This is a genomic window from Myxococcus llanfairpwllgwyngyllgogerychwyrndrobwllllantysiliogogogochensis, from assembly GCF_006636215.1.
GTDB lineage: Bacteria > Myxococcota > Myxococcia > Myxococcales > Myxococcaceae > Myxococcus > Myxococcus llanfairpwllgwyngyllgogerychwyrndrobwllllantysiliogogogochensis.
In genome coordinates, this window is the sequence record NZ_VIFM01000051.1 from 42568 (window position 1) to 52917 (window position 10350).

Genomic DNA, 10350 nt, shown 5'->3' on the forward strand with positions numbered 1-10350 from the left:
GGATGCCCAGCAGCGAGACGTCCGGCCTCGAGCGTGTCTCCCGCGCGGAGCGGCTGCAGCTCTCCTACGGTCAGCAGCGCCTCTGGTTCATCGACCGCATCGCGCCCGGCAATCCCATCTACAACGAGCCCCTGGTCGTGCTGGAGCTTCGCGGGCGATTGGACGTGCTGGCGGTGCGGCGCGCGGTGGACCACCTGCTCGCGCGTCACGAGGTGCTCAGGACGGTCATCGCGGAGACGGCGGGTGAGCCGAGCTTGCGCATCCTGGAGCCTCGGCCCGCGGAACTGGAGGTCCTCGACTTCCGCTCGCCCTCCGAAGAGGAGACGGATGGGCGGCTTCGCGAGGTGTTGGACGCGGAGGCCACGCGCTCGTTCGACCTGTCGCGAGGTCCCCTCATCCGCTTCTCGCTCGTGTGGACCGCCGAGGAGCGCCACGTGCTCGTCGTGGCCTCGCACCACATCGTGTCCGACGGCTGGTCGGTGCGAGTGCTGCTGCGGGAGCTGGCGACGCTGTATGGCGACGCGGTTCGTGGCCGGCCTCTGGGGGCCGGGCTGCCCGTGCTGGACGTCCAGTACGCCGACTACGCGGCCTGGCAGCGGCGACGGCTCGAGCGAGGGGAGCTGGCGGAGGAGGAGCGCTACTGGGTGTCCCGGCTGCGGGGGGCACCCATGCAACTGGACTGGCCCACGGACCGGCAGAGACCTCGCGTGTCGCGGCTGGACGGTGCCTATGTCGCGGGCCAGCTCTCCACGGCGAGCCTGGACCGCCTGCGCGCCGAGGCGGGGGCCGCGCTTCGAGACGACTCCGGCCCCGTGACGCGGTTCATGGCGCTGCTCGCGGCGTGGTTGCTCATCTTGCACCGTCGCAGTGGCAGCCTCGATATCTCGGTGGGCTCGGCCGTGGCGGGTCGTATGCGCAAGGACCTGGAGCCGCTCATCGGCTTTTTCGTCAACGTCCTCGTGTTGAGGACGGACCTCTCCGGCAACCCGAGCCTGCTCACGCTGTTGGCGCGGGTGCGGGAGACGGTGCTCGGCGCGCTCGAACACCAGGAGCTTCCGTTCGACCGCCTGGTGGAGCAGCTCCAGCCAGAGCGACACGACAGTCGGCAGCCGCTGGTGAATGTGTTCTTCGCGTACCACAACTTCAGCGCGGAGCGGCACGTCGTGGAGGGGCTGGAGTTGCGCCGGCTGCGCTACGAGCGCGCGGGCTCCAAGTTCGACGTCGCGCTCCTGGCGGTGGAGAGCGAGGAGGACGCGCGGACCTTGACGCTCCAGCTCTGGTACGACCCGGAGCTCTACGACGAGGAGACGATGCGCGCCGCCCTGGAGGAGGTCTGCCGGGCGGTGGAGGGACTGGGCGCGGAGAGTCTCGGCCGGAGGTTGATGGCGCTCGACGCCATCCTGGAGCCCCCGCGCGACGGCCCATGTGAGCAGGAATTCCGTTGGTAGGTGGCCGGAAGCCTGGGGTGAGCGACATGACAGTGACACTTCGTGACGGTGCCCTCGATGGGCGCCTGGCGGCGTTCGTCCGTGAGCATGGAACGGGCGAGGAGACGGTGCTCCTCGCGGCGTGGCTGGCGACCCTCGCGACCGCGAGGCCGGAGCACGCGTCCCGCTGCCTGGTGGAAGGGCCGAGCCGCTCCGTGCTGGTGGCCTGTCCTCCGGTGACGCGAGAGGCTTTCGTGGACCTGGTGGTGCGAGTCCACCGGGCGCTGCGCCGTGGCTCGGCCTCCCCCGCGCAAGACCCCGCGTCCGTGGCGCGCGTGCGGCTGGTCCCCATGGGCGGCGAGGTGACGACGACCGTGCCTTCCGGCGCGATTCCCGAGCTGGTCATCCGGAGGACCGGGGAAGGGCTCGCGCTCGAAGGACGCGGAGATGGCGGAGCCAGTCTGGCGCGCTCGGCCCGAGCGGTGCTGGACGCGGCCCTGAAGGACCCGATGCGGGACTGGGCGAGACTGCCCCTGCTCGACGCGCAGATGCTGGAGGCCCTCAAGCACGCGACGCGGGGCGAGGTCCCCGCCGAAGGTGTGGGCGAGGACTGCCTGACGGCCTTCTCGGCGGTGGTGGCGGCGCATCCGGAGGCGGTGGCGTTGGCCGACGGCGAGAGCGCGTGGACGTATGCGGAGGTGGATGGCGCGGTGAGGCGGTTGGGCTACGCCTTGTGGCAACAAGGGGTGCTCGGGCAGGTGGTGGGCGTGCTGGTGGAGGACCCGTTGGACCTGGTGGTGGCGCCGCTGGCGGTGCTCGCGGCCGGTGGGACCTTCGCGATGCTGGATGCCCGCGTGCCCGCGCAGCGCACCGCCAGCCTGCTGGAGACGGTGCGGGCCTCGCTCGTGGTGACCCGTGGCGCACTGCTGCCCGAGGACCTGGCGCCGAGGGTGCGGCGGTTGGCATTGGAGACGGTGGACCCCGAGCGCCCCGCGTTGCGGGGGCCGTTGTTCGCGGAGCCGCTGCTGCCAGCTTGCTTGTCCCTCACCAGTGGAACCACGGGGACTCCGCGCGCGGCGATGGTGACGCGGGGTGGGCTGCTGTGGCTCGCGCACGCCATGCATCGGGTGGCGGGTGGTGGGCAGTGCGCGTTGCACGTGGGCTCGGTCGCCTTCGATGCGTTTCTCTACAACCTGTCGCTGACGCTGTTCCGTGGGGGGACGCTCGTCTTCGCGGGCGCTCACGTGGACCCGGCGGTGATGGTGGAGACGGCCCGTCGCTGGCGGGTGGACCACATCTGCGCGGTGCCCTCCATCCTGCGATTGGTCGACGCGGAGGCGCTCTGCGACGACCGCTGGCCCGTGGTGATGTCGGTGGGCGAGGCGTGCCCGCCGGAGCTCGCGGAGCGTTTCGTCGGACGCGCTCGCTTCGTCAATGCCTACGGGCCGACGGAGACGACGGTGTGCAGCCACATGCACGTCGTGGACGACGTCGAGGAGTTGGGCACGCAGGTGCCCATCGGCCTGCCGCTGGCGGGGGTGACGGGCGTGGTGGTGGACGCGTGGGTGCGGCCCCTGCCGTCGGGGGTGGAAGGGGAGTTGCTCATCGGCGGTGTCGGCGTGGGCCTTGGTTATCACCTCGCGCCCGCGGAGACGGCGGAGCGCTTCGTCCCGGATCCGCTGGGGCCTCCCGGCTCGCGGGCCTTCCGTTCAGGGGACAGGGCGGTCCTGCTGGCGGATGGTCGCGTCTTGCTGCGAGGGCGCGCGGATCGGCAGGTGAAGGTGCGCGGCGCGCGGGTCGACCTGGGCGAAGTGGACGGTGTCCTCGGACGACACACGAGCGTGGCGGAGGTGTGCACGGCGGCGCGAGCGACCTCGGGCGGCGAGACGCGGCTGGTGACGTACGCGGTGGACCGACGGGAGTACCGCAGGCCCGAGCTGGAGCGGGAGCGGGTGGACCGGTGGCTGTTGGCCTTCGAGCAGGCCCTGAAGTCGGAGCCCCGTCCCGACGAGGAGTTCGCTGGTTGGTCCAGCGCGGTGACGGGAGAGGCGATGCCGCGCGAGGTGATGCGCGAGTGGCTGGCCGCGACGTGCGCGCGAATCCTGGAGCGCCGGCCGCGCCGGGTGTTGGAGATCGGCTGCGGAACGGGAGCCATCCTCGAACACGTGGCTCCGGTGTGTGAGGAGTACTGGGCCACGGATGTCTCGCCGGTGTCGCTGGAGACGGCGGCGGCGCGAGCCCGACGCGTGGGGGCGGCGGGGCGCACGCGGCTGCTGTTGCGGAAGGCGGAGGAGGGTGGATACGCCGAGGGGCGCTTCGATGTCGTCGTCGTGAACTCGGTGGTGCAGTACTTCCCGAGCGCGGCGTACCTGGTGGATGTGCTGCGCCATGCGGTGGCCGCGACACGGCCCGGCGGGGTTGTCTACGTGGGGGACGTGCGACACCTGGGTCTCCATGCGGACTTCCAGCGGCACGTCGCGCTGTCGCGGGCGGCCGGACAGACGTCATTGGAGGACCTGGAGCGACAGGCGAGCCGGGCAGCACAACTCGAGGAGGAGCTGCTCGTCGATCCACGCTTCTTCCAGGTGTTGGCGCGAGAGCTCCCCCGGCTCTCGGGAGTGCGCCTGTTGGTGCGAGGCGGGGCAACAGCGAATGAGCTGAATCAGTTCCGATACGACGCGGTGCTGCACGTGGGCGCCCCTGGGGAGACGGTGCCCCTCCTGGAGGTCTCCTGGGAGCCCGGGCAGGGTCTGGAGCACTGGCTGAGCACCGGCACGCTTCCGCTGCGTGTCGTGGGGATTCCGAACGCGCGGCTGGTGACTGTCCTGGAGCGGACCTCCGTCCTGGCCCAGGGCGCGCGCGCGGAACGCACGGTGGAGGAGCTGCGCGGGGTTTCGCCTCGGCGTCGAGAGGCCGTGGACCCCGAGCACCTGCTGGCGGAGGCGGCGGCGCTGGGGCTGACCGCGGAGTGCCGACTGCGCGTCGAGGACGTGGTGTGCTTCGACCTGGTGCTGGGCCTGCCCCAGTCGCCACTCGCTCCGGATGCGCCGGTGCTGTTGCCGGTGACGCTCGAACAGTGGACTCACGAGCCGCTCCGAGCGGAGCGGGCGGAGGCGCTCGTCCGCGACCTCACGAGTTTCTCGGCCAGCGAGCTGGCGCCCTGGATGCGTCCCTCGGACGTCCGGGTGGTGCCCGAGTTGCCGCGAACCTCCAGCGGAAAGGTCAACCTCACGGCCCTGTCCGCCTGGGAGCCCGCGCGTGACGAAGACGGCCCCGCGCCCGCCACTCCGAGCGGCGGGGGGACCGTGGGGACCTTGCTGCGAGGCATCTGGGAAGACCTGCTGGAGCGACGGCTTCCGGACGAAAGCGCGAGCTTCTTCGGCTTGGGCGGCCACTCGCTGATGGCGGTGCGATTGATGGCGCGCATCAACGCCGCGCTTCAGGTGCACCTGCCGGTCTCCGCCCTCTTCGAGACGCCCATCTTCCGCGACATGGCGGCGCGCATCGAGCGGCTCCGGAGTGAAGGGGCGGGAGCTGACGCGCTGGTGGTGGAGCGGGCGCCGGAGGCGGAGCACTACCCGATGTCCACCGCGCAAGCGCGCGTCTGGTTCCTCGAACAGCTCCTGCCCGGGAAGGCCACGTACCACATCCCCATCGCGCTCAGGCTTCGGGGACCGCTGGACGTGGGTGCGTTGCGGCGGGCACTCCATTCGCTGGTGGAGCGACATGAGCCGCTCCGCGCCCGGTTCGGTGCGGTGGGCGGACGCCCTGTGCAGTGGTTCGACGTGCGACGCCCGGTGGAGCTGCCGCTGCTTCCGTTCGAGGAGATGTCGGCGGAGGAGCTGGAGGACTGGATTCGCGCGTACTCGCAGCGGCCGTTCTCCCTGGCGGAGGGGCCGTGTGTGCGCGCGGCGCTCTTGGGCTTGGGGGAACTCGAGCATGTGCTCGTCATCGTCTTCCACCATCTGGTGGCGGATGGCTGGTCCATGCGAGTGCTCACCAGCGACCTGACGGCGCTGTACGGCGCGGCGGTCTCCGGTGAGGCGTCGCCGCTGCGTCCGCTGGAGCTTCAGTACCGCGACTACGCGGTGGCACAGCAGCAGTGGGTCGACTCGCCGGGGATGCGGACCCAACTGGACCAGTGGCTGGACACGTTGCGCGGTCAGCAGCCCGTGGAGACGCTGGCGAGCAGGCCGAGACCGTCGCGCAGGAGCGGCGCGGGCGATGTGGTGCTCAGCCAGCTCTCCGCGCCGCTCGTCGAGAAGCTGCGCAGGCTGGCCCGGAGTCAGGACTGCACGCTGTTCATGGTGCTGCTGGGGGGCTTCGCGGCCCTGGTCTCACGGCACTCGCGGGACCATGACTTGACGTTGGGGACCCCGGTCTCCAACCGCGTGGACCCGAAGCTGGACGCGCTGGTGGGCTTCTTCACCAACACCCTGGCGCTGCGCGTGCAAGTGGACGTGACGCGGTCCGGGGTGGAGCTGCTGCGACGGGTGAGGGAGGCGTCGGTTGCGGCGTTTGATCGTCAGGCGGTGCCGTTCGACCGCATCGTCGAGAAGCTCAAGCCCGTTCGAGACTTGTCGACGACTCCCATCTTCCAGCTGTGGTTCGCGTTCCTGGAACTCCAGTTGATGGAGAGCGAGCACCAGGGACTGAAGCTGGAGTCCCTGGCGGTGAGGACGGCGGCGGCGGAGTTCGACCTGTCGCTCTCCATCACCTTGGAGGGCGCGCGGTTGTGCTGCTCGTTCTCGTACGCGACGGACCTCTTCGAGCGCGAGGAAGTCGAGTCCCTGGCGCGTCGATATGAGCGGTTGCTGGAGGGGCTGGCGGAGGATGCCTCGGTGACGGTGGCGGCGCTGCCGCTGCTGACGCCTGCGGAGCAGCGTGCCTTGGTGTCGCTGGGGGCGGGAGCCTCCGCGGGGCGGTACGAGAGCGTGGACCGGCGGTTGGCAGGACATGCGCGCACCCGTCCCGATTCCGTGGCCATCAGCGATGCGGGGGCGGCCTGGAGTTACGCACGCGTGGAAGCGGAGGCGAGCGCCATCGCGCAAGCGCTGCGAAGCGCGGTGGGGCTGGGTGGCCGTATCGGCATCCTCATGGGGCCCTCGGCGCGCACGGTGGTGACGGTGCTGGGGGCCCTGCGGGCCGGGGTGACCTTCGTCCTGTTGGACCCGTCCTATCCGATGGAGCGTCACCGCTTCATGGTGGAGGACGCGGGCCTGGGGCTCATCGTCAGCGACGTTGACGACGCGCGGGACCGGGTGGGGCCGGCCGTGGAGACCGTGTCGGTGGAGCACTTGCTGGCCCAGGCCGGAGACGCGGTGGTGGAGGCGGGGCTGCTCCCGGACGAGCTGCCCGCGTACCTTTGCTACACGTCGGGTTCTACAGGGCGGCCCAAGGGAGTGATGGTTCCTCGCGGCGCGCTGACCCAGTTGCTGGGAGCGATGGCGTCCCGCGTGGGTGCGACGGTGTCCACGCGGATGTTGGCGAACACCGCGCTGTCGTTCGACATCGCGTTGCTGGAGTTGTTGCTTCCCACCTTTGTCGGAGGGTGTGTCGTCGTCGCGACCCGGGGACCTCGGCTGGATGGCGAGCGTCTCAATGCGCTCCTGCGCGACGAGCGGGTGAACCTGGTCCAGGGCACTCCGTCCACGTGGCGGCTTCTCCTGGCCGCGGGCTTCGTGGGCGGCGAGGACCTGACGCTGCTCTGCGGAGGCGAGGCGTTGGAAGGTGAGCTGGCGGCGACGTTGCGACGCCACTGCGGGCGACTCTTCAACGTCTACGGCCCGACGGAGACGACCATCTGGTCGACGTTCCACGAGGCCGAAGCCCTGGGGTCGGGGCGTGAGCCCATCGGGCGACCGCTTCCTGGGACTCGCTGCAAGGTGCTGGATGCGACGTGGCGGCCAGTGCCCCCTGGCGCGCTGGGAGAGCTGTACATCGGCGGTGTCGGTGTCGCGCAGGGCTACACGGGACGGCCGATGGAGACGGCCATGTGTTTCGTGCCGGACCCGGACGGACCGGCGGGTTCGCGGATGTACGCCACGGGCGATCTGGTCCGGATGGGTCTGGACGGGACGCTGGGCTTCCACGGCCGCGAGGACGCTCAGGTGAAGGTGCGGGGCCATCGCATCGAGCTGGCCGAAGTGGAAGCGGCGCTGAAGCAGGTGACTGGGGCGCGTGATGGGGTGGTCGTGGTCCGGGAGGACGTTCCCGGAGACAAGCGACTGGTGGGGTACGTGGTGGCGGACACGCTGCCCGACCTGGTGGAGGTGAAGGCGCTGCTGAGGACGAAGTTGCCGGAGTACATGGTGCCTTCGGTGCTGGTTCGGTTGGAGTCCCTGCCGCTGACGCCGAACGCGAAGGTGGACCGCAAGGCGCTTCCCGCTCCGGAGTCGGTGGACGCCACGGAGTCGGCCTCGTACATGGCGCCGAGGACTCCGACGGAGCAGGTCCTGGTGGGGCTGTGGGAGTCGCTCCTGGGGCAGCGGCGTGTCGGCATCCGGGACGACTTCTTCCAACTGGGTGGGCACTCGTTGCTGGCGACCCAGGTGGCGTCGCGAGTCCACGCCATGTTCGGGGTGAGTCTGGCGCTGCGGAGCATCTTCGAGTCCGCCACCGTGGAGACGTTGGCCGTGCTCGTGGAGCAGGCGCTCCGTTCCGAGCAGGGTGCTCTGCCGCCGCCGCTGCGGCCCGTATCGCGAAGCGAGCCGCTGCCGTTGTCGTATTCCCAGCAGCGACTGTGGTTCCTGGATCAGCTCCAGGCGGGATTGGACACGTACAACCTCCCCGCGGCGCTGCGAATCGAAGGCCCGTTGGTTGTGGAGGTGTTGGAGCGGAGCTTCTCAACGCTGGTGCGTCGCCACGAATCGTTGCGCACGACGTTCCGTGCGGACGCGGGCGGTCCCGTTCAGGTCATCACGGAGGGCGCGGAGTGGGTCCTCCAGCGAGAGGACGTGAGCGGGTTGCCGGAGGCGGAGCGTGAAGGCGCGGTGAAGCAGTGCATCGCGGAGGAAGCCCGGCGGCCGTTCGACCTGGAGTCAGGGCCACTTCTGCGAACGGTGTTGGTGAAGCTGTCGGAGCGGGAGCACGTGCTGGTGCTGGTGATGCACCACATCGTGTCGGACGGCTGGTCGATGGGTGTGCTCGTGAGGGAAGTGGGCGCGCTCTACGAGGCGTACGCGAAGGGACAACTGTCTCCCTTGAGCGAGCTGCCGGTGCAGTACGCGGACTACGCGGTATGGCAACGGGAGTGGTTGCAAGGGGCGGAGCTGGAGCGACAGCTCACCTATTGGCGCAACCAACTGAAGGGCGCTCCGCGCGCATTGGAGCTCCCAACCGACCGGCCGAGGCCCGCGACTCAGACGTACCGAGGCGGCTTCGTGAAGGCGCTGTGGGGGAGTGCGCTCTGGAGGTCGGTGGAGGGACTCGGGAGGCGGGAGGGCGCTACGCCCTTCATGGTGTTGCTGGCCGCGTACCAGACGGTGCTGGGCAGGTACGCGGGTCAGGAAGACGTGTGCGTGGGCGCGCCCATCGCGGGAAGGACGCGGACGGAGACGGAGGGGCTGATCGGGTGCTTCGTCAACACGCTGGTCCTGCGGGGGCGGGTGAAGAGAGAGGAGACCTTCGCGGGGTTGGTGAAGCAGGTGCGGGAGACGACGCTGGGCGCGTACGCCCATCAGGACGTGCCGTTCGAGAAGCTGGTGGAAGAGTTGCAGCCTGAGAGGGACTTGAGTCGGAGCCCGCTCTTCCAGGTGACGTTGACGCTGCAGAACACGCCGGTGACGGAGCTGCGTCAGGAAGGACTGATGCTGAAGGGAATGCCGGCGGAGGGGACCACGTCGAAGTTCGACCTGTCGCTGGTGGTGGAGGAGGCGGAGGACGGAGTGGCGGTGGTGGCGAACTACAACAGTGACCTCTTCGAGAGGAGGACGGTGGAGGTGATGGTGGAGCACCTTCGGGTGCTGCTGGAGGCAGGAGTGGCGCGGCCGGAGGCGAGGCTGTGGACGCTGCCGATGCAGGGGGAAGAGGCGCGGCGAGTATTGGTGGAGGAGTGGAGCGGCCGACGCGTGGAGTACCCGCGAGAGGCAAGCCTGGCGTCACTCTTCGAAGCGCAGGTGAGGCGCAGTCCGGACGCGGTGGCAGTGGAGTACGAGGGCGAGAGGCTGAGCTACGGAGAGCTGAACCGCCGAGCGAATCAACTGGCGCACCACCTGAGAGGGATGGGGGTAGGCCCCGAGGTGAAGGTGGGGCTGTGCGTGGAGCGCTCGCTGGAGTTGGTGGTGTCGGTGCTGGGCATCCTGAAGGCGGGAGGAGCGTACGTACCGCTGGACGCGAGCTACCCGCTGGAGCGGTTGGGGTGGATGAAGCGAGAGGCAGGGGTGGCCGTCCTCGTGGCGCAGGAGAGGTTGGCGGACGAGGTGGCGGAGGGAGGGGAGGCGGTGGTGTGCGTGGACACGGAGTGGGAGGGGATTGCGCGCCAGCCGGAGAGCAACCCGAGTCCCGTCGTGGGAGGAGAGAACCTGGCGTATGTGATTTTCACGTCGGGGAGCACGGGGAAGCCGAAGGGAGTGGGAGTGCCCCAGCGAGCGGTGACGCGACTGGTGGTGGGGACGAGCTACGCGCACTTCGGGGCGGAAGAAGTGTGGTTGCAGTTGGCGCCGGTGTCGTTCGACGCGTCGACGTTGGAGATATGGGGAGCGCTGCTGCACGGAGGGAAGCTGGTGGTGTACCCGGCGGGGACACCGTCGCTGGAGGAACTCGGGAGCGCGCTGCGGAAGAGCGGTGTCACGTCGCTGTGGCTGACGGCGGCGCTGTACGAGCAGATGCAGGCGAGGCAATCGGATGCGCTGGGGGGAGTGAGGCAGGTGTTGGCGGGAGGAGACGTGCTGCCGGCGGGGAGGGTGAGGGAGCGGTTGGCGGG

General features: G+C 69.9%; 2 protein-coding genes. Both read left to right on the top strand.

Features of this window, described 5'->3' with window-relative positions; genetic code table 11:
* Positions 1-2 precede the first annotated feature (2 nt).
* A complete protein-coding gene (locus tag FJV41_RS15325) occupies positions 3-1448 on the top strand; it encodes a condensation domain-containing protein (RefSeq protein WP_141643223.1) in 1446 nt (481 codons plus the stop codon).
* 26 nt (positions 1449-1474) lie between these two features.
* The coding region (locus FJV41_RS15330) for a non-ribosomal peptide synthetase (RefSeq protein ID WP_141643224.1) at positions 1475-10350 on the top strand (8876 nt) is incomplete at its 3' end.